Annotated in this window: 14 protein-coding genes; 5 read left to right on the top strand and 9 right to left on the bottom strand. The window is 72.7% G+C overall.

Annotation, left to right across the window (positions count from 1 at the left end; all coding sequences use genetic code 11):
- The first annotated feature begins 94 nt into the window (after positions 1-94).
- Complete coding sequence (locus WMF11_RS34905) at positions 95-1159, top strand: esterase/lipase family protein (RefSeq protein WP_437973792.1); 1065 nt, start codon at positions 95-97, stop codon at positions 1157-1159.
- A gap of 107 nt (positions 1160-1266) precedes the next feature.
- Complete coding sequence (locus WMF11_RS34900; RefSeq protein ID WP_437973791.1) at positions 1267-3042, top strand: hypothetical protein; 1776 nt, start codon at positions 1267-1269, stop codon at positions 3040-3042.
- Between the two features lie 225 nt (positions 3043-3267).
- Here the strand turns inward: WMF11_RS34900 and WMF11_RS34895 are convergent, their stop codons facing one another.
- Positions 3268-4509 carry a BamA/TamA family outer membrane protein gene (locus WMF11_RS34895; RefSeq protein ID WP_437973790.1) on the bottom strand — a complete coding sequence of 414 codons (1242 nt, stop codon included), beginning with the start codon at positions 4507-4509 and terminating at the stop codon, positions 3268-3270.
- A 499-nt stretch (positions 4510-5008) separates the two neighbouring features.
- On the opposite strand from WMF11_RS34895, the gene WMF11_RS34890 reads away from it, so the two are divergent.
- Complete coding sequence (locus WMF11_RS34890; protein WP_437973789.1) at positions 5009-6625, top strand: NTP/NDP exchange transporter; 1617 nt, start codon at positions 5009-5011, stop codon at positions 6623-6625.
- A 2-nt stretch (positions 6626-6627) separates the two neighbouring features.
- On the opposite strand, the gene WMF11_RS34885 is transcribed toward WMF11_RS34890, so the two are convergent.
- The 5 genes from WMF11_RS34885 to WMF11_RS34865 form a co-directional block, all read right to left on the bottom strand.
- Complete coding sequence (locus WMF11_RS34885; protein WP_437973788.1) at positions 6628-8214, bottom strand: GDSL-type esterase/lipase family protein; 1587 nt, start codon at positions 8212-8214, stop codon at positions 6628-6630.
- Between the two features lie 34 nt (positions 8215-8248).
- Positions 8249-9745 (bottom strand): FHA domain-containing protein, encoded by a 1497-nt coding sequence (locus WMF11_RS34880; protein ID WP_437973787.1) that lies wholly within the window; start codon positions 9743-9745, stop codon positions 8249-8251.
- Between the two features lie 306 nt (positions 9746-10051).
- Positions 10052-10738, bottom strand: a complete 687-nt coding sequence (locus WMF11_RS34875; protein WP_437543515.1) for a TIGR00266 family protein — start codon at positions 10736-10738, stop codon at positions 10052-10054.
- Between the two features lie 15 nt (positions 10739-10753).
- Positions 10754-11422, bottom strand: a complete 669-nt coding sequence (locus WMF11_RS34870) for a TIGR00266 family protein (RefSeq protein ID WP_437973786.1) — start codon at positions 11420-11422, stop codon at positions 10754-10756.
- Positions 11423-11442: 20 nt separating this feature from the next.
- Positions 11443-12138 carry a TIGR00266 family protein gene (locus tag WMF11_RS34865; protein ID WP_437973785.1) on the bottom strand — a complete coding sequence of 232 codons (696 nt, stop codon included), beginning with the start codon at positions 12136-12138 and terminating at the stop codon, positions 11443-11445.
- A 159-nt stretch (positions 12139-12297) separates the two neighbouring features.
- Here WMF11_RS34865 and WMF11_RS34860 point away from each other — a divergent pair, with 159 nt between their 5' ends.
- On the top strand, positions 12298-14883 hold the full coding sequence (locus WMF11_RS34860; RefSeq protein ID WP_437973784.1) for a protein kinase domain-containing protein: 2586 nt from the start codon (positions 12298-12300) through the stop codon (positions 14881-14883).
- Between the two features lie 2 nt (positions 14884-14885).
- Here WMF11_RS34860 and WMF11_RS34855 read toward each other — a convergent pair whose 3' ends face one another.
- The 3 genes from WMF11_RS34855 to WMF11_RS34845 form a co-directional block, all read right to left on the bottom strand.
- Positions 14886-15407: a hypothetical protein gene (locus WMF11_RS34855; protein ID WP_437543507.1), complete on the bottom strand. Its 522-nt coding sequence runs from the start codon at positions 15405-15407 to the stop codon at positions 14886-14888.
- Positions 15408-15416: 9 nt separating this feature from the next.
- Complete coding sequence (locus WMF11_RS34850; RefSeq protein ID WP_437973783.1) at positions 15417-17252, bottom strand: AarF/UbiB family protein; 1836 nt, start codon at positions 17250-17252, stop codon at positions 15417-15419.
- A gap of 74 nt (positions 17253-17326) precedes the next feature.
- Positions 17327-18469 (bottom strand): serine hydrolase domain-containing protein, encoded by a 1143-nt coding sequence (locus tag WMF11_RS34845; RefSeq protein ID WP_437973782.1) that lies wholly within the window; start codon positions 18467-18469, stop codon positions 17327-17329.
- Between the two features lie 140 nt (positions 18470-18609).
- Between WMF11_RS34845 and WMF11_RS34840 the strand changes: the two genes are divergently transcribed.
- A complete protein-coding gene (locus tag WMF11_RS34840) occupies positions 18610-19482 on the top strand; it encodes a protein-L-isoaspartate O-methyltransferase family protein (RefSeq protein WP_437973781.1) in 873 nt (290 codons plus the stop codon).
- The last annotated feature ends 300 nt before the right edge of the window (positions 19483-19782 follow it).

The following is a 19782-nucleotide window of genomic DNA, read 5'->3' as shown; positions in this document are numbered from 1 at the left end:
CGTCATCGCCTGTTGGTGGTTCGCGTAAGTGCAAGTCTCACACGGGGGCTCGTCAATGCGACAGTGGGTGATCGCTGGTCTCGTAGAGTGTGCGATGGTCGTCTCCTGTGCGCTCCTCGCGGGCTGCAGCGCGGCCGGGGAGCAGTTCGATCCGCCGGCGAGCACCGGCGAGGTGCTGACGGGCGCGGGCGGCGGCTCCGCCTCGGGCGGCTGGGCGAGCTCTTCGGGCTTGCCGGACGACCCGGGCGAAGTCGGCGGCGGCTGGCCGTCGGGGAAGCTCGGGCCGCCGTATCCCATCGTGCTCGCTCACGGCTTCTTCGGATTCGAGGACTTCGCGGGCGCGGGGTACGTCAGCTACTTCTACAACCTCAAAGAAACCCTCGCCGAGAGCGGCGAGACGATCTTCACGCCCTCCGTCGACCCGTTCAACAGCTCCGAGGTCCGCGGCGCGCAGCTGCTCGCACGGATCGAGCAGATCCTGGACGCGACAGGCCACGAGAAGGTGAACATCATCGCCCACTCGCAGGGGGGGCTCGACGCGCGCGTTGTCGCGCACGACAGGCCCGATCTCGTCGCCTCCATCGTCACCGTCGCCACACCCCACCTGGGCTCGAAGGTCGCCGACGTGGCGCTCGAGCTCGTCGCCCACGAGCGCCTGCAGGACATCCTGGACGATCTCATCAACGCGATCGGCGCGCCGCTCTACGATCAGATAGGCAACGAGACGAGCGTCTTCGCTGCGCTCGAGCAGTTCTCGACGCCAGGCATCGCGGAGTTCAACGCGAGGTTCACCGATGCTCCCGGGGTGTTCTATGCCTCCTTCGGCGGGCGGACGAACCGCGCGCGCGGCGGCAGGGACTGCACGACGCTCACCCCCGCGCCCTTCGTCGCGCAGTTCGACGACGGCCTCGACCCGGTCCACCCGCTGCTGTCGCTGACCGAGACCCTGCTCGACGGCGGCATCGGCGAGTCGTTCCCGAACGACGGCCTGGTGCGCGCGCGGGACGCGCGGTGGGGGGACTTCTGGGGCTGTATCCCGGCCGACCATTTCGACGAGATAGGCCAGCTCTTCGGACAGAGTCCGGGCGACGGGAACCCCTGGCTCTATATCGACTTCTACCGCTCCGTGATCGCGCGGCTCCGGCAAGAAGGCTTCTGACGAGCCCGCCAACGTCCGCGCTCGCCCGCGCGCACCCGCGCTCGCCCGCGCTCGATTCGCCGAAAACCGCCCCGAGCGGCCGCCCTCTCCACTACCATCCCCCGCCGATGCTCAAGGCGCCGCTCACCCGCGCTCTCCCGCTGCTCGCCCTGCTCAGCGCGGCGTGCAGCGGCGACGTGCGCCGGTTCCCCCTGCGCGATCCGGTCTGGCGCGACGCCGACCTGAGCCCCGTCTCGCTGCCCTGCCGGCCCGATCCCGAGGCGCCCAGCGACGATCCGCAGCACCGCCTCTGCTCGCCCGCGCCCTACGAGTCCTCGTTCGCGTGGGACGCCGCCGACAACCTCGTCTTCCGCCCGGTGTCGCGGTTCTTCGCCGTGGATCCAGGGGGCGAGGCGGCCAACGTGAACAGCGTCGACGAGGTGCCGGACTCGAGCTGGTTCACGAACCGGCTCGGCAAGCGGCCGCTCTCCGCCGAGGAGCTGGTGCGCGGGCCGTGCGGCGACAAGACGCTGGATCCCGAGGCGCCGGACGGGTCCTGGGTCATCGACATGGGCAAGCCGAACGGCGCGAACCCCGGCTTCCGGGTCAAGGTCGAGGGCGTCGGCAAGTTCATGCTCAAGGCCGACCCCTCGGACCAGCCCGAGCGGGCCACCGGCGCGACCGCCATCGCGGCGCGCCTCTACCACGCCGCCGGCTTCTGGGCGCCGTGCGACAGCGTTGTCTACCTGAAGCCGTCGATCCTGAAGCTGTCGCCCGGGCTCACCGTGACGGACAACAGCGGTGTCGCCAGGCCCTTCGATCAGGCGGCGCTCGACGGCGTGCTCGCCAAGGCCTCGAAGCGCGGCGACCGGGTCCGCATGGTCGCCTCGCGCTGGCTCCCGGGCCGCGCCATCGGCCCGTTCAGGTACGAGGGGACCCGGGAGGACGATCCGAACGACGTCATCCCGCACGAGGACCGGCGCGACCTGCGCGGGGGGCGCCTGCTCGCCGCCTGGCTCAACCACTTCGACTCGCGCGAGCAGAACTCGATGGATGTCTGGCTCGCCGAGGACCCGAAGGACAAGGACGCGTCGCCGGGCCACGTGCGCCACTACTACATCGATCTCGGCGACTGCTTCGGCAGCGAGTGGGAGTGGGAGGAGATCTCGAAGCGCCTCGGCCACGCCTTCTACTTCGACGTCGAGTACGCGCTCCTCGACTTCGTGACGCTCGGCATCCCCGAGCGGCCCTGGGACCGGGCGAGCCACGACCCGCAGGGCGACATCTTCGGCTTCTTCAGCGATCGCGATTTCCGGCCGGAGGCCTGGCGCGGCGGCTACCCCAACCCGGCCTTCGGGCGGATGACCGAGCTCGACGGCGCCTGGGCCGCCCGGACGCTCGCGCGCTTCACGCCGGAGCTCATCGAGGCCGCCGTGAAGACAGGCGACTTCACGGCGCCGCGACACACCGCGTTCCTGATCGGCAAGCTCCTCTCGCGACAGCGCGCGATCATGGCGCGGTACCTGACGCGCCTGTCGCCCATCGCCGACGTCGCTCTGGCCTCGCCGGCGGCGCTGTGCGGCGTCGATCTCGCGCGGCGCACCGGCGTCGTACGCCCGGAAGACCTCCGCTACGAGGCCGCGATGTACGCCGGCGAGTCGCTCGCCCTGCGCGCGCGGCCGGTCGTGCGCCCCTCGCCGGACGGCCGCGTGTGCCTCTCGCTCCCCCACATCGCCGCGGACGGCGGCGCGCCCGACGACGCGCCCTCGCGCTACGCCATCATCGATGTCCTGAACGGGCAGGCGCCCGGTCCGCTGCGCGCCCACCTCTACGACCTCGGCCCGCGCCGCGGCTACAAGCTCGTCGGCATCGAGCGCCCCGACGACGCCGAGCCGCCCAACTAGAGCGGCGGTCACCCGCTTCGGATACGGGCCCATCTCGACGTTTTCGGTGCTCAGCGCACAGGAGTGCGCTTCCGCGCCGAAAACGCCGATCTGGACCCGTCTCCTGTGCGGGTGACCGCCGCTCTGCGACGCTCGTACCAGGCTCAGCTGAAAACCGCTCTAAAGCTCCCGCCGAGCCAGGCCTCGCTCGGGACACGCCCTGCCGAGCGGGTGACCGCCGCTCGATCAGAAACCGTGGGTGGCGCCGACCATGAACCGCAGCTCCTGGAGGCCGGCACCTTGCTCGAAGGTCTCGGTCGCCGAGCCGATCAGGACGTCGATGGAGTGGTCTCGCTCGCCGCTCGTGCGCAGGCCGAGCACGAACGACATGCGGAGCAGGTCGAGATCGAAATCGCGGAGGTGCTCGCCGAACACGTTGCCCGCGGCGACCTGCGCCGTGCCGTCGACGAACGCCCAGACCGGATAGCGGTACTCGAGCGTCGCCGCGGCGGCGCTCCGCCCGCGGAGGCGCCCTTCGCGGAAGCCCCGCATCGGCGCGTCGCCGCCGAGCTCGGCGAGCTCGGTGAAGGGGACCTCCGCGGCGCCGAGCGGGTCGGCGAAGGCCGCCGAGAGGACGAGGCTCACGATGCGATCGTGCCCGGTGAGGTCGACGAACCCGCCCAGCGAACCGCCGTAGCGGAGCCACCGGCTCTCCAGCGGCCGCTCCAGGTCGACGGCGTGCTCTCCGGACAGCTCCAGCCGGACGCCGTTGCCCTGCGCCGGGCGCGGCCGTCGCGAGTCGAGGCCGGCGCGGCCCCCGATCCGGTAGGCCGTATATCCGGTGTCGTACGACGGGGGCATCGGATAACGGCCGCGCGCGACCCGGAAGCCGACCGTCGGCTTGCAGCAGGCGTCGCGGAAGTCGACGGTCTTCGCGCCGGTGGTCGCCTCGACGAAGCTGAACGCACCGAAATCGGCGTGCAGCGTCGCGGTCCCTTCGACGCTGCGGGCTCTGTAGCGGGCCCAGCTGCGCTCCAGCGAGCTGGGACCGATCCCAGAAAACAGCCAGTCAGGCCGGATGTCCGCCTCGCCACGGAGCTTCAGGTGAGCGCGCCCGCCGAGGGGGATCCGGTCGGCGACCGTGAGCCGCCACCAGTCGACCCCGCCGGTCGCGGCGTGGACGCGGAGCTCGTTGCCGGGGACGAACAGGTCGTCATAGAAGAAGTAAACGCCGACGCTCGCGCGAAAGCCGAAGTCGAGGAGCGCCGTCGGGACGATGCCGATGTTGTTGTTCGGCCCGAAGGTGAAGATGTCCTTGAGCTCCTTGATCCACTCGCCCTGCTCCGCCGCGACAGTGAGAACGCCGAGCGGCCGCCGGACCAGGTACTCGCTGGCGAGGTAAGCAGGGAAGAACACGACGCGCGGCACCCAGAGCAGCGCGTCGCCGGCGCTCGTCGCCTCGTCCGGGCGACCGTCGTAGTCCGGCAAAGGGCGCTTCGCGCCGGGCGAAAGCGGCGCCGTGGCGGGAGGCCGCGGCGGTCTAGCAGGCTCTGCCGGCGCGCGAGGCGCCGCCGGCGTAGCAGGCTCTGCCGGCGCGCGAGGCGCCGCCGGCGTAGCAGGCTCTGCCGGCGCGGCCTGTGCCTCGGCGCACAGCGACAGCGCCGCGCAGCTCGCGAGCGCGGCCGCGCGCCGCCGAAAGGCCATGCCGAGCGCGCGCGTCGGTCCCTTCTCGTTGGTGCCCAAACCGCCTCGCCTCTCGCACGGAAACACGTCGCGGCGCGGGAGCATAGCGGAGTTCCCGACCCGAGAGACGCCTGTCTGCGCGGCGCGCGCCTGTCGAACGTCCACGCGACGGCGCGGCGGGTGCGGCGGTTCACATGCGAGAGGGAGGTTGCCGGCCGGGACCAGGCTCGATAGCCTCCCGCGCTCGGCATCGGTCCTGTGCCGGTGCCGCCAGAACGGCGGTTTTCCGGGCATGGAGCGGCGGGTGGCGAGCACAGGCGAGAACGAGACACGGGCCCGGGGCGTGCTTCACAGGCTCCTTGCGATCTTCGCCGAGGTGAAGCCGCGCGAGGTCTTCAGCGTGCTCGTCCTCACGCTGAACGTGTTCCTCCTGCTCACGGGCTATTACCTCCTCAAGGTGGTCCGCGAGCCGCTGATCCTCGCGGGCGGCGGGCTCGAGATCGGCGGGCGGCGGCTCGACCTCGACGGCGCCGAGGTGAAGGCCTACGCGGCGGCGGGCCAGGCGCTCCTCCTCGTGGGCGTGGTCCGCGCCTATGGCGCCCTGGCCAGGCGCTTCGGGCGCATGCAGCTCACCACGGCGCTCACGCTCTTCTTCGCCGCGAACCTCGTCCTCTTCTTCCTCCTCGCGCGCCTCGGCGTCCCCCTCGGGGTGCCCTTCTATCTGTGGGTGGGCTGCTTCAACCTCACCGTGATCGCGCAGTTCTGGTCCTTCGCCAACGATGTTTACACGCCCGAGCAGGGCAAGCGGCTCTTCGCCATCGTCGGCATCGGGAGCTCGCTCGGCGCCATGTTCGGCGCGCAGATCGCGAAGCGCGTCTACGTGCCGATCGGCCCCTACAACATGATGCTCCTCGCGGCGGGCGTGCTGCTCGCCTGCCTGGGGCTCACCTACCTCGTCCACCGCGACGACCTCGCGGGCTCGAAGGGCGCCGCGGACAAGGCCGACGCGCCGCCCGGGGGCGCGGCGGGCGGCTTCAAGATCATCGCGGGCGACCGCTATCTGCTCCTCATCGCCGGCCTGACGCTCGTCCTCAACTGGGTGAACTCGACAGGCGAGTACATCCTCGATCGCACCCTGATCGAGTCCGCCACGAGCGCGCTCGACACGGGAAGCGAGCAGCGCGGCGCGCCGGACGCGGCCCACGCCGGCGCGGCCCCGGGCGCGCCGCTCGCGGCGGGCGCGCCTGTCTACCTCGTCGATCCGCAGGCGTCGCGCCTGCTCGAAGGGAAGATCGCCGCCGTCAAGGGCGGCGCGTTCGACGTCGAGGCAGGCGGCAAGATCGTCGAGGGCGCCGAGGCGGGGCTCGTCCACCCGCACACCGAGAAGGGGAAAAAGGCGGCGCTCGGCGCGATCATCGGGACCTTCAAGGGGGATTTCTTTTACTGGGTCAACACGTTCGGCGTCGTCCTGCAGCTCTTCTTCGTCTCCCGCATCTTCAAGTACCTCGGCGTGCGATTCGCCCTGTTCATCCTCCCGGCCATCGCCCTGCTCGGCTACGCGTCCCTCGCCGTCCTGCCGGCGCTCGCCGTCGTGCGCGTCGCGAAGATCGCGGAGAACAGCGCCGATTACTCCATCCAGAACACAGCGCGGCAGGCGCTCTTCCTGCCGGTCGGCCGCGACGCCAAGTACAGCGCCAAGGCGGCCATCGACACCTTCGTCGTCCGCGCGGGCGACGTGCTCGCCGCCGGCGGGGTGATCGCCGGCCAGGTGCTCGCGCTCTCCACACGCCACTTCGCGATGGTCAATATCGCCCTCGCGCTCGTGTGGCTCGGCGTCGTGGCCGGCATCGCCCGGGAGCACAGGCGGCGCGCCGCGGACGAGCCGGCCGCGCCGAAGTCCGATGACCTCGAGGCCGCGTAGCCTCAGGGCCGCGCGGCGTTCGCCTTCCAGCCCTCGTAGGCGTCCATCAAGGCCAGGTACAGCCAGCGGCCGATGACCTCGGCCCCCGCGCCCGACGGGTGCGCGAGATCGGCGCCGCCGAGCCCGCGCTGGACCCAGATCCCCATCGAGCCCGAGCCGCCCATCGCGCCGAAGGTGTCGAAGTAGCCGCAGCCGACCTGCCCGGCCACCCTGCGCTGGATCGCCGCGAGCTTCGGGATCACCGGGCGGCTCCGGTAGACCTCGCCCTTCTTGTCGGCGCGGTCCATCGGGCCCACGAGCAGGCACGACGACCCGGGCAGCGCCGCGGTCACCTGCTCGAGCACCGCCTTCATCGTCGACTCGTATTGATCGAGCGGGAACAGCTCGCCGTCCTCGCTCTCGTTCATGCCGTAGTGGAACACCGTCAAGGACGGGCTCCGCGCGCGCAGCTGCTCGGCGAAATGGGCGTCGTCGCTCTTGTCGAGGAAGCGGATGCGGCAGCCCTGGATGCCGATGGCGTCGAGCACCACCCCCGGCGTGTCCCGCTCCATCCAGACGCCGAACGCCCGCACCCCCGGGCCGTGCGCCCGCACGTCGATGGAGTGCGGCCCGTCCGGGACCTCGTAGGTCGCGATCGCCGAGCTGGCCGCGTCGGCCCGCGTGTCGATCATCTCGCGGCTCTCGCCGTCGATCTTGATCTCCATCCGCCCGCCCTCGGGGTGCTTCAGGTAATCGACGGCGAACCGCGAGACCGCGCGCCCGTAGGTCCCGGACTCCGCGGTGCCGAAGCGCGAGAACACCCCCGCGCCCTGCGAGCGGAACGACACGCCGCCGAGCCCGTAAAGCCCGTCCTTGGCGAACGGGCCCACCACGCGGCTCACCTGCCAGCCAGGGCCGGCGAAGCGCACAACGTCATTGTGGAAATATCCCGGCCAGGCGTTCGCCATCAGCATGAACCCGTGGCCGGCGTCCCCGAACCGCTTCTGCAGCTTGCGCCGCAGCGTCGCCGTCACGAAGTCGCTCGCCACGATGGAGTCGCCGAAGTAGGTGATGCGCGCGATCGACTGCGGCGCCTTGCGCTCCACCGCCGCGAGCGCGCGGAAGAACGGCGTCATCGCCTTGCCGCTCGGGTCCTCGATCGGCCGCGGCGGCTTGCCCTCGGAGGCGACCGCCGCCGGCATGAGCTCGGCGGCCGCGGCCGGCAGCGCGACCTCCTCGGGCTGGCGCAGCTCGGCCTGCTCGGTGGTCTCGGTGACGAGCGTCGTCTCGCCGACCGACGCCACCGGCGCCGGCGCCGGGACCACGACGAGCCCCTCCCCCTCGGGCAGCGGCGTGAGCACCCGCAGCCGCGACAGGCTCGGGTGCGCGTAGGGGACGAGCACGAGCAGGGCGAGCGTCGCCATCGCCCGGGCAGCCGGCGAGGCGAGCCCGTTCCGCGCCGGCGAGCTCACGGTCACGGAGCCTCCGTCGCGCCCGGCCGGACGCACATCACGCCCGCCCGGCGGGGGCGCCTCGTGGACGTGGGCCTCGCGGGCATCCGGCGCGTGGACGGCCGGCTCGTGAGCCCTGGTGCTGCTCCTGGAGGTCATCGACGCACGTGGGAAAGAAGGATGGAAGCGGCGGCTACGGGCCCTTCTTGTCCAGGGCCGCCGTCGCCTTGTCGCGGCAGAGCGCGTCGCCCTGGTGGATGCAGATCGCACGCAGCAGCTTGATCTCGCTGGCCGACGCCTTCCCGTTCCAGACCTTCGGCTCGAGCGCCCGCCGCTGCGCGGGGTACGAGCTCGAGTCGAGGCCAGAGCTCGCCGGCGCGGCGCCCGAGGCCGAGGGCGCCGGCGCCGAGGCCGAAGCGGAGGGCGTGGGCGCAGGCACGGGCGCGGGTTGCGGCAGCCAGGGCGCCGGCGAGCCGACGTGCTGCGGCACCGGCTCCGGCTCGGGCGGCGCCTCGGGGTCGACCTGCCGCCGCATCTCGGCCACCCGCGCGCGGAGCGCCGTCGGGACGCCCGTCGTCTTCGCGATCTCGTTGAGCAGCGCGAGCTTGTCCGCCTTGGTTCCGGCCTGCTCGACCTGCCGGAACATCCCCTCCGCCCAGCGCTCCTCGATCTCCTTGAAGCGCGGCGTCTCCCGGACCGGCGACGTCTCGGCGATCTCCTGCAGCTTCCGGTGCGCGGCGTCGATGTCCCCCGAGCGGAGGTGCTCCTGCGCCGCGTCGAGGATCTTCGCGTCGTCGCCCGCCTGCGCCGCCACCACGGGCCTCACGTCCGGCTCGGGCGTCGTGGACCCGTGCGACCGGGCGCGCGTGGCCACGATCACGGCGATGACGACGAGCAAGGCGACCGCGAGCAGGAGCCCCATCGCCTTGCTCGCCCCGCCGAGCGAGCGGGACGACTGCGCGGAGGGGGCCACGCTCCCGTAGGCGCCCGGCGCCACGCCAGGCCCGCCGTCCGGCCCCGCGCGAAAGATCTTGCCAGCAGCGACGAAGCGGAGGCGGACGTCGCCGAGCTCGAGCGCGTCGCCCGCCTCGAGCAGGCCCCGCTTGAGCTCGACGCCGTTGATGCGCACGCCGTTCGCGCTCTGCTTGTCGACGACCTCGTAGCGGCCGCTGCCGAGGCTGATGAGCTCGGCGTGCAGGCGGCTCACGGAGCTGTGGTTGATCGAGATGGTCGCGTCCTCGGAGCGCCCGATCGTGAAGCGCTCGCCGTCGAGCGGGAACTCCGCGCCAGGGGTCGGGCCGACGACCATGACGAGCCGGTTCGGGCGGGTGTGGAGCGGCAGGTGCGCCGTGCTGCGGCTGCCCGGCGGCGGCGTCGGGCTCGTCACGGCGGACGAGAGCGCCTCATCGACGATCTCGATGCGGTAGTCGCCGAGCTGCACGAGGTCGCCGTGGCGCAGGTGCTGCTCGCCGTTGACGCGCCCGCCGTTGACGTACGTGCCGTTGTAGCTGTCGAGATCCCGGATGACCCAGCCCTGGCCGTTCTTGGCCAGCGTGGCGTGGGTGCGCGAGACGTTGCGATCGGTCAGCCGGATCGAGTTCGACTCTCCGCGTCCGAGCGCGTACTCCTCATGGGCGAGGGGGAGCCCCGTCTGTTTCCCCTCGTCATCCTCGATCGTCAGCTTCCACATAGCGGGTTCGGGGTACTCAGGCGGGGCCAGGCTCGCCCCGCGAGCCCCTGTGGATCCGTGGCACCCACCGGTCGCCGTACGAGCCTCCTCAGCGAGGCGGGACTACTTTAGCGAGTCCGCCTCCGGGAAGGCAATGACGGCGCGCCGGCCCATGGCGGACGGCCGGGACCGCGCCGTCGCCAGCGCCGAAATCCACGAGCGCGTCTCGGATCGTCGCGCGCGCGGGGCAGGCACCGGGCGGGCCGGGCAGGCCGCCCGCCGGCGCGGCGATCCCGGAAGGCCAGGCCGGACCTCGGGCGGGCGGAGCTAGTGGCCGCCGCCCACGGGCCGGAACGGATGGAGGAACGCCGAGAGCGCTCCCGGGTTCCGGGTCTGCAGCCAGAGCCTCCCGTGCCCCTGGAACTCGCAGACGAGCCCCTCGCCGGACAGGAACAGGCCCTTCAGGCCCGACAGCTTGCGCACCTGGTACCTCAGGCCCTCGGTGAACGCGAGCAGATGGGTGTTGTCGCAGAGATAGCCCTCGTGCTGGCGACCGACGTCGATCGCGTGGATACCGCCGTAGCTCGAGAACCAGATCAGCCCCTCGCCATACGCCCGGAGCAGCGACAGGCCGCCGGCGAAGAAGCCCTTGGCCCCCTGCCACTTCGTGTCGAGCGTGATGCCGGGCGTGGAGGCGAGATAGGCGCCCGACTGGAGGAACACCTCCATGCCCGAGCGCAGCACGAGGCGCTCGATCGAGCCCTCGGGGGCCGGCGCGAGCCGCATCGACTGCATGGGCGCCGTCGCCGTGAAGGTGCTCTGGAAGAGGCTCTCTCCGGCCGTCATCCTGCGCTTGAGCGCGCTGGCGAGCCCGCCCTGCAGGCTGGTCTTCATGTCGATGGCCGCGTCGCGCGCGACCATCGCGCCGCTCTCCGCGACGATCTGCTCGCCGGCGTGCTCGAAGGTCACGTGGAGCACGCCGAACTCGGGGTTGCCTCGGATCTCGTCGCGCACGCCGTCCCCCGATCTCTAGGGCTGCCGCGGGGCGAGCCGCGCGCCGATCGCCGCGCCGTACCTGCCGGCGTTGCGCGACTGGACCCACAGGCTGCCGTTCCCCTCGACGTGGCAGACGAGGCCCTCGCCCGAGAGCCACGTGCCGAGCCACGTCGACGTGCTCTTGCCGATCCGGCAGGCGAGCGTCGACTCCCACGCTGCGATGTGCCCTGTGTCGACGACGACGTGGCCTCTCACCTCGAGCTCCTCGAGCGCGCCGAACGCGCCGATGATCATCTGCCCCTGGCCCGCCGTCTCCAGCGCGAAGAGCCCCGTCCCCGAGAAGAAGCCGCGCAGGCCGGACGAGCGCGTCCTCACCTCGACATCGGGGCTGGACGCGACATAGGCGCTGCTCTGGACGCACCATTGCCGGTCACCCACCTCCAGCACGGCCATGTCCCCGGACAGCGGTGTCGCGAACAGCACCTCTCCGCGCCCGCCCTCCGCGGCGAACGCGTTTCTGTAGAAGGACTCTCCGGCCAGCATCCGCTTCAAGCCCGACATGATGCCGCCCGACTGCGTCTCCACGCGCACGTTCGTCGACATGCCCACGAGCGCGCCGCTCTCGGCGAACACGCGCTCGCCCGGGTCGAGCCAGCACTGCGCGAGGGCCTGGGAGGGACGGTAGAGGAGATTCACCTGCATCGGACGTCTCCGCCGCTCCCTCAGGGCGGGAGCAGCGGCGCGAGCCACCCCACGAGCGCGCCGGCGCTGCGCGACTGGATCAGCACGCGGCCGCGGCCCGAGAGCTCGCACACAACGCCTTCGCCAGAGACCATGAAGCCCATGAGCCCGCCGCCAGGGCTCCTGATCTTGAGCGCGAGCGACGCGTCGAACCCGACGAGGTGCCCGCTGTCCACGACGAGCGAGCCGTCGCAGGCGAGCTCCTCGATCGCCCCGTAGCTCGTGATCCAGAGATCCCCGACGCCGGAGGCCTCGATGAAGAAGGCGCCCTCCCGCGCGAGGATGGCGCGCAGCCCACCCCAGCGCACCTTGACGTCGACGTCGCCCGCGCTCGCGAGGTACGAGCCCGCGCCGAAGAGCACCGCCTCTCCCTGGAGGCGGACGTGCTTGATGCCGCCGCTGAGCGGCGGGGCGAGCCACACCCACCCGCCCTCCGGCGCCTCGATCCGGTTCACGAAGAACGTCTCGCCCCCCGCGAGCTTGCGGAGCAGCGCGACGAAGAACGCCTTGAGCCGCCCGAGGAGCCCGGCCCCGCGGCCCGCGTTGAGCCGGACCTCCGTCCGCAGGCTCGGCGACCGCGCGACCATCGCGCCCGCCTCCGCGAGCAGCGCCTCGCCCGGATCGAGGCTCACCTCCAGCAGAGAGGACGACGGCTCATGCTTGGTGCGATGCTGCATTCGTCCACCCGCGGAGCGCGTACATATAACGGAGCGACGCCAGGAGCGGAAGCGGGAAGAAGGTATGTCGAGGTGAGCAGGACGCGGCGAATTTCATGTTTTCTGTCCGGTGGTTCGCTCGCGCTGACTTCTCCCCTTCAGCATGGGTAGACTGAACGCGTGAGCGACAGGCGACTGACGGCCTCCGAGCCGACGCCCCGCACCGAGCCGCGCAGCGAGCCGAGCCATGGGTCTGGCTTCGTCGCGGCGCCTCAGCGCATCGCCGGGCGCTACGAGATCCTCGGCCTGCTCGGCACCGGCGGCATGGGCAGCGTGTACCGCGTCCGCGACGTGGAGCTCGACGAGGTGGTCGCCCTCAAGATGCTCCGCCGTGATCTCGCTGACTCCGCCGGCATGCTCGAGCGCTTCCGGCAAGAGGTGAAGCTCGCGCGCCGCGTCACGCACAGGAACGTGGCGCGGACGTTCGACTTCGGCGACCACGACGGCGAGAAGTTCCTCACGATGGAGTGCGTCGAGGGCGAGTCGCTGCACAGCGTTCTCGCGCGGACGGGCCCGATGCCGTCGCAGCAGGCCATCGGCATTGGCTGCTCGCTCTGCGACGGGCTCGGCGCCGCGCACGCGGCGGGCATCGTGCACCGCGACCTCAAGCCCGAGAACGTCCTCGTCGACAGGAACGGGCGCGTCGTCATCACCGATTTCGGCATCGCGCGCACCTCGTCCGGGCCGAGCGCCGCGGAGTCGCAGGGCTTCGTGCTCGGCTCCCCCGCGTACATGTCGCCGGAGCAGCTGACCGGCGAGCCCGACCTCGACGCCCGCACCGACATCTACGCGCTCGGCATGATCCTCTTCGAGTGCCTCACCCACCGGCGCGCGTGGCCGGGCGCCGGCGCGATCGCGGCCGCCATGTCCAGGCTCAAGTCCCCGCCGCCCGACCCGCGCTCCGTCCGTCCGGACGTGCCGCTCGCCGTCGCGGACGTCGTCCTCCGGTGCATGGCGATCCGCCGTGAGGACCGCTACGCCAGCGCGGCCGAGGCGCACCGCGCGCTCCTGCTCGCGCGCTCGCGCCTGTCGATCGCCCCGCAGCCGGCGCAGTCGCTCGTGTCCGCCATCGCCGCGTCCTCCGCCACGGCCGCGCCGACGGCGCCGCAGCCGATCGAGCAGAACCCGACCCGGGTCGCCGCGTCGCCGGTCGAGGCGGTGACGGCGCCGCAGCGGCGGCTCAACTCGCCCACGCTGGCGGCGCCCGCGCCCGTGCTCACGCCCGCGCCGACGCCGACGTCGTCGCTGAAGACGGTCGCCGTGCTCCCGTTCCGCAACGTCGGCGCGCCGGACGACGAGTACCTCGCCGACGGCTTCACCGAGGACCTCACCGACACCCTGTCGATGACCGCCGGCCTCAAGGTCCGGCCGCGCGCAGCGGTCTCCCGGGTGCGGCTCGACGGCCGCGATCCCCGGGATGTCGGCCGCGAGCTCGGCGTGCAGGTCGTCGTCGAGGGGTCGATCCGCCGCACCGGCGGCGGCTACGGGCCGGATGGGCCGCGCTCGCAGCCCCCCGCGCCGTACTCGCGGCCGGCGTCGCGCATGCCGCCTGGCGGCGTGCGCGTCACCGTGCGGGTCATCGGCGTCGAGGACGGGTTCCAGCTCTGGGCGAAGCGGTTCGACAGCTCGCCCGAGGCGCTGCTCACGGTGAGCGACGACGCGGCGGGCGCGATCGCCGCGGCGCTCACCGTCGACGCCGCCAGCCGCGAGCGCGAGTCGCCGAGCGACCCGCGCGCGATCGACCTGTACCTGCGCGCGCGCCACCAGATGCGGCGCCTCTGGTACGGGGACGCCGCGCCGGCCGTGGCGCTGTTCGAGGAGGCGCTGTCGTTCTCCCCGAACGATCCGAGCATCCTGTCCGGCTACGCGATCGCCTTCGCGCGGCTGATGGGCGCGCGCGGCGAAGGCGCGGCGCAGTTCGTGAAGGCGCAGCAGGCCGCCGAGCGGGCGATCGCGCTGGCCCCCGCGCTCGGCGAGCCGTGGGTGGCCCTCGCCACGGTGCGCTTCAGCGCGGGCGATCCGGTCGGCGCCGTCCCGGCGCTGCGCAAGGCGCTCCAGTGCGCGCCGAGCCTGGCCAAGGCGCACGAGCTGCTCGGCCGCATCCTCCTCGAGGCGGGGCTCGTCGACGAGGCGATGTTCCGGCTCGACACGGCGCTGGCGCTCGATCCGAGCGAGCCGTTCCCGCGCTGGGAGCTGGCGCGCGGCCGCGCGCTGCTCGGCGACTGGCCGGCGGCCGGCGTGCTGCTCGACCTGCCGGCGGAGGACCCGTCGAGCCGCTTTCACAAGGCGGTGATGCGCGCCCGCTTCGGGCTGTGGCGCGGCGCCGCGTTCCCCATCGACGATCTGCCGCTCGCGATGGAGACCATCCCGATCCAGTACGCGCGCATCTACCGCGACGTGCTCGCGACGTCGCGGCTCTCGGACGAGCAGCGGGCGTTCCTGAGCGCGAAGGCGGACAGCTCCGAGCCGGGCAGCCGGCTGCGCCCGCTCTTCTTCCAGATGTACGCCGAGATCCTCGCCTTCCTCGGCGACGACGACGCGCTCTTCCGCGTGCTCGCCGGCGCGGTGGACGCGGGGCTCTTCGACGCCTTCTGGATGCAGCGCTGCACGGTGCTCGACCGCGCGCGCGCGGACGCCCGCTTCGCCCCGCTCCTCGCGCGCGTCGAGGAGCGGGCCGCGGCGATCATCGCCGCGTTCCGGGGCTGAGCTCAGCTCCTGCGCGCGTTCTTGGCCGCCTTGGAGACGGCGGGCATCAGCAGATCGCCCTCCACGTGGCCGGAGACGTCCAGGATGGTGCGCCCCTCCGCGTCGCGCCCGGGGCGCTCACGCGTGTAGCGATCGGCGGGCGCGGCGAGCACCACGCCGAGGTCGCGCGCGGCGCCGGTGAGCTCGGCCGAGAGCGCCTCCTCGACGAGGCGGGCCCGCTCGCCGCTCGACGAGCCGGCGGGGATGACGACGGCCACCGAGCCCGCGACGACCCCGTCCTTCGCGAGCAGCCCGTGCGGCGAGCCGGTCGTCTGCGCGAGCTTCAGCGCGACGCGCGCCGCCTCGCAGCGGTCGCGCGCGGCGGCGAGCGACGCGGCGCCGCGGCGGAGGATCTCGCGCGCGTCCTCCGCGGGAACGCCGCGGTACTTTTCGGCGAGCTCCGCGTTCGCCTCCCTGATCCGCGTCACCTCGGCCTCGGCGGCCGCGACGTCGGCCTCGTACTGGGACAGATCGATCGAGCTCATGGCGTGTCGTCACCCTCGGTTCGTGAGCAGGAGGCTCCCTGCGAGCAGCGCGCCGGCCGCAGCGGCGCCGTAGAGGCAATAGCGCGCGAGCGCCGCCTGGCCAGCCAGGTGCAGCTGGAGCCCCGCGAAGCCGGCGGCGATCGCGAGCGCCGCGTAGATGAGCTGGCGCACCCCCGTATAGACGAGCGACGCGGCCTGGGCGAGGCCGCGGATCTTCACCTCGGCCTCGCCGCGGTTGGCGCGCGTGAGGTACTTGCGCAGGTCGTCCGGGATCGTCAGCGCCTTGATCCCCATGTCCTTCGCCGCCTCGAGGGCGATCTGGGCCCAGTCGCGGCTGCCGAGCACGAAGTCCTGCAGGTAGGGGCGCACGACGTCCATCGGGTTCAGGTCCGGATCGAGCTGCGTGCAGACGCCGGTCAAGAGGAGGAGGGTGCGCTCGAGCAGCACGAAGTCGCGCGGCACGTGGAACGCGCCGGAGAGCTCCTTCAGCCCGATGTTCATGCGCCGGAGGTCGATCAGGCTCTCGATGCCCTTCTGCGGGTCGAGCTTGATGTCCTTCAGGTTGAACGACTCGAGCTTCACCTCGTCCTGGAAGCGCTGGTGGAAGAACTCGACGACCTTCTCGCTGACGTCGACGGCGTCCCGCCGCGAGAAGAAGCGCATCTTGCGCAGCGCCTTGATGATCCCCTCGGTGTCGCGGCGGATCACGGCCTCGAGGAACTCGGGGATGCCCTCGCGCATCTCCTGGGACAGCTCGGCGACCGCGCCGAAGTCGAGCAGGACGAGCTCCCCGTCCGGCCCGACCAGCATGTTCCCCGGGTGCGGATCCGCGTGGTAGACGCCGTCGATGAAGATCTGCTGGCAGAACACCTGCACGATCTGCCGGGCGAGCGCCTTGCGATCGACGCCGTGCGCGTCGAGCGCCGCGACGTCGCCCACCTTGATGCCCTCGACGAACGTCGTCGTCATCACCCGGCGCGTGCAGTAGGCCTCGATGGGCCGGGGGAACCGGACCTGCGGCTGCTTCGCGAAGTTGTCGGCGATGCGCACGATGTTCCTGGCCTCGCGCACGAAGTCGAGCTCCTCCAGGATCATCGAGCGGATCTGGTGGTAGTAGGCGTCGAGCCCCTGCACGGGGACGAACTGCGCGACGATCGCCATGATGCGGCGGATGGTGCGCAGGTCGAGGCGGACGATCTCGTCGATGTCGCGGTGCTGCACCTTCACGGCCACGCGCGTGCCGTCCATGAGCCACGCCTCGTGCACCTGGCCGAGCGACGCGCTCGCGAGCGGCCCCCTGTGGAAGCGGGCGAAGACCTCGCCGATGGGGCGCCCGAGCTCCTCGGCGATGCGCGCCTCGATCTCCTCGTAGGGGCGCGGCGGCACCTGGTCCTGCAGCCCCTCGAGCCCCGCGCGCAGGGTCGCGGGGAGGAAGTTCGCCATGATGCTGAGCATCTGGCCGACCTTGATGAAGAGCCCCTGGAGCTCGACGATCGTGCGCTCGATGCGGCGGGCGTTCTTCGCGTGGACCTCGTCCACGCGGTTGTTCGCCCACGTCTCCCCGAAGAGGCGGCGGAGGAAGAAGAACCAGAGGTAGCTCGCGATGACCGTGAACGTCGTCAGGTACGCGCGGACGAAGCGGCCGCTCTGCGTGGCGTTCTGGCGGAGCGAGCTGGGCCTCGCGGCGGGGGTGTGCGCGCGCCGCGGCGCCCTGGCGGATCCGGGCGGCGGGGCGTGGCCCGCGTCGGGAGGTCTCGGCGCGCCGTCCGCGCGCGGCGGCTCTGCGGGCGGGCGAACCAGCCCGGGGGACGGGCCCAGCTCTTCGGGGACGGCGCCGTGTGACACCGCGGCAGCCTAGCATCGCTCCGCGCCGGCCCGCGAAAACGCGGGAGCGATGCGGCGCGCCATCCGCCCTCGCCTCATCGCGCCTGCGCCATGGCCTCCACGATCGCGTCATAGACGGCGGGTCGCGCGCGACGGATCGCGTCGGAGGCGCGCGTCGGGTGGACGCGGTTCGTGAGCAGCACGCCGACGAGCTCCGCTTCCGGATCGATCCAGAGGCTCGTCCCGGTGAAGCCGAGGTGGCCGAAGGTCTGCGGTCCGAAGCGCGCGCCGGAGCTCGGCCTCTCGCCGCTCCTGCCGTCGAACCCGGCGCGCAGCGACCCGCCCGGGCGCGGCGCGATCAGCCGCTCTACCTCGTCGCGCGAGAGCCACTCCTGGCGCTCGCCCGCGAGCGCCTCGAGCAGCGCGACCCCGAGCCGCGCCACGGACATGGCGTCGCCGAAGAGGCCCGCGTGCCCGGCCATCCCGTCGCGCGCGATCGTCCAGGCGTTGTCGTCGTGCACCGCGCCGCGGAGCACGCCCCCGCGGAACGCGACGTCCTCGGTGGGGACGACGCGCTCGTCGAACCGCGGATCACGCCGCCGGAGCGCGCGGACGGGCGCGACCGCGAGCCCGAGCGGGCCCGTCACCTCCCGCGCGACGACCTCGTCGAGCTCAGCCTCGCCGCGCCGCGCGACCGCGGCGCCGAGCAGCAGGTACCCGAGGTCGCTGTACACCGGCGGGAACCCGCCGGCGGGCGGATCTCCCTCGCACTCCGCGCGGCGCCCGTTCGCGCACTCGAGCAGCGCGCCGAGGGGATCGATCGGCGCGTCGTCGCCGGGCGGATGGAGCGGGCGGTGCGCCTCGAGCCCGGCGCGGTGGGCGGCGAGGAGCTCGAGCGGCACGCGCGCCGATCGCGTGCCGGCGAGCTCCGGCAGCACCTGCCCGAGCGGCTCGTCGAACCTCAGCTTGCCGGCGCGGGCGAGCCGGGCGAACGCGAGCGCGGTGAACGGCTTCGTCACCGACGCCAGATCGAAGATCGCGTCGCCCGTCGCCGCGGCCGGCGTCGCGTTGCGGGCGCCGGCCGGCGGGCTGTCTTCCTGCCACAGCCGTCCAGCGGCGCCCGCTCCGTACCGGACGTTGTCTCGCGTGCGCATGGCTGCGGCGACGCAAGCGCAGGGCGCGGCGCGGTGCGCTTCGATCGCGAGCGCTGCGATCGGCGTGAGATCGACGGGGGTCATGGCCGAGGATGAGGAGGGCGGGGCGCCCGTGTCAAACGAGCTCTGGCGGCCGGACGGATGAGCCGGGCGACGCGTGGACAATCGCGACGCGTTCCCTGAAAGATCGAGCCGCACCGGCGGTCCTGCTTCAGGATCTCCCCGTGGCTTCTCCCGTGGGCACCGAAATACGCGCCGCCGTCGCGCCGCTCGCCGCGCTCGCGGCGAGGTACGACGATCGCCGGCCCGATCGCTGGGAGCCGGTCCCCGAGCGGCTCGACGCGGCCATCGCGTCCGACGTCGAGCTCGCCGAGGCCGGCCGCGTCGCGCGGGCGCCGCTCGTGGCCGAGCTCGCGCGCCGCTTCGAGTTCCTCGCCCACTACCTGGACGCGATCCTGCTCGTGCCGCGCGAGCGCTTCGTCCTGCCGGAGGATCTCGCCGCGTCGGCGGACGACACGCCGCTGCCGCTCGACCGCGCGGGTCACGCGACGGTGAGCGCGCCGCACGCGTACCTGCTCACGTACAGCCTGCTCGATCTCGGTCCGGGTGATCGCCTGCTCGAGCTCGGCACGGGCACCGGTTACGGGGCGGCGCTCGCGCGGCGCATCGTCGGCCCGACCGGGCACGTCGCCTCGATCGAGATCGACCCCGTGCTGCACGCGCGCGCGGCGCGGTTGCTCGGCGCGCGGCCGGATCGCCAGGAGGGCGACGAGGCGCTGGCCAGCGCCGCCGCGCCGTTCGACGAGGGCGCGGGCGTCACGCTGCTGTGCGGCGACGGGCGCTCGCTCGCCGAGCGCGTGCTCGCGGGCGAGCGGACATCGTCGTCGGAGCGGCCCTGGAAGGTCGCGGTGACGTACGCGCTGACCGAGCCTCCCACGGCGCTCGAGGCGCAGCTGAGCGACGGGGGCGTCCTCGTCGCGCCGGTCGGCGCGTGGGAGGGCCACCAGGAGCTCGTGCGTGTCGAGCGCCGGCAGGGCGCGCTCCTCCGCGAGGTGCACGGCGCGGTCCGCTACGTGGCGGAGCGCGGGCGCGGGTAGCTCTCGCAGCGGCCACGTACCGACGCCTTCGTCGTCCGGTGTTGACCCATCCGGATCAGACGCCCCGTCGGGCTGGGATCGAGGTGAGCGCCGGCGGGGGTCTCCGCGCGGCGGGGGCGGGTGGGCGCGGCGAGCACCGACCGAGGTACCATCCGGTGTCAGGGGGCGCGGCGTCTCAGGCGCGCCTTGTGTGGCGCGCGACGAAACGTTCCAGGTGGCATGGCCCGAAGGGAGACATGCCGGGCGGTGTTCTCAGCGCAAGCTCTCCCGCTCCGGTCTTGGCGGATGGCCGAGCGCCCG

The sequence above is a fragment of the Sorangium sp. So ce295 genome, assembly GCF_051527405.1.
GTDB lineage: Bacteria > Myxococcota_A > Polyangia > Polyangiales > Polyangiaceae > Sorangium > Sorangium cellulosum_B.
This window is presented reverse-complemented; position numbering and strand designations above follow the sequence as displayed.